The organism is Bacillus sp. LR--39 (assembly GCF_053613335.1).
In genome coordinates, this window is the sequence record NZ_JBSIOT010000340.1 from 1 (window position 1) to 1,051 (window position 1,051).

Here is a 1,051-nt window from a genome sequence, read left to right on the forward strand (position 1 = left end):
AGCAAAGGGGATGAATGATGCAGAATAAAAATAAAACCGTAGTCAAATCTATGGCGCTGCTTAATTTGTTTTTGCATAAACCAAGCCTAACCTTAAGTGAACTGGTGTCGCTGACGGGAATGCCGAAGACCTCTGTTCACCGGATGGTCAGCTCCTTGGAGGAAATGGGGTTCCTCAGTCGGGATGCGTCCGGCGCTTATTCGCTGGGATTGGTGTTTTTGGAATTCGGACAGCTTGTCGCTGACAGGCTGGATATCAGAAAAATAGCGAAACCGGTGATGGAAGAGCTGTGCCGGGAAGTGGATGAGGCCGTGCAGTTGATCATGAGGGACGGCAATGAAGCGATATACGTTGAGAAAATAGAAGGGACACAGACTGTGCGGCTGTATACGGCGATCGGCAGGCGTTCCCCCCTATACGCGGGAGCGTGCGCCAGAAGCATTCTGTCCTTTCTTCCCCGTGAAGAAATCGAAGCATACATCAAACAAACCGAGCTCATTTCGATTGGCTCCGGAACGATTACCGATCCCGAAAAACTGCTTCAGGAGATTGATGCCTCTGTGCAAAATGGCTATACTGTCAGCTATTCAGAGCTCGAAAACTATACGGCGGCGATCGGCGCCCCGATCTTTAACCATAAGCGCCAAGTGGCAGCCGGCATTAGCATTGCAGGTTTTGAAGCGAGATTTACAGAAGACAGGCTGTCCTATTTAACAGAAAAGGTGAAGGACGCCGCTTTACAGATTTCAAGAAAAATAGGATATACATAAGTAGCCAATCTTTTCTCTGCTGCGTACATTAACGTATCGACGTTCAAGAGTGGAGGAAAGAACATGGTGCTTCGATATACAGCTCTGGGCGATTCCTTGACGACAGGGAGAGGCTCCGGGCTGTTTTCACCCGGCTTCGTCCAGCGTTTTGGGGACATGATGGAAGCTGACTTGAAAACAAGAACGGCAATAAACATATTTGCCAGATCAGGTCTGAATACAGAAGAGATTTTGGGACTCCTGTCATATCCCTATGTGCAAAAATGTATTCGAGATGCTGA

The 1,051-nt window shown here is 48.2% G+C and carries 1 protein-coding gene and 1 pseudogene; both read left to right on the forward strand.

The window, feature by feature from the left end; translation table 11 throughout:
* Nucleotides 1–17: 17 nt before the first annotated feature.
* Entirely contained in the window at nucleotides 18–770 is a 753-nt protein-coding gene (locus ACWHAR_RS23040) for an IclR family transcriptional regulator (protein ID WP_017697332.1), read from the forward strand.
* A 63-nt stretch (nucleotides 771–833) separates the two neighbouring features.
* Nucleotides 834–1,051 (forward strand): annotated as a pseudogene (lipC, locus tag ACWHAR_RS23045) (spore germination lipase LipC); the annotation flags it as partial.

Bases quoted from the DNA above. Each gene is read 5' to 3' on its own strand.
- ACWHAR_RS23040 (WP_017697332.1), top strand. From the start codon at position 18: ATGCAGAATAAAAATAAAACCGTAGTCAAATCTATGGCGCTGCTTAAT.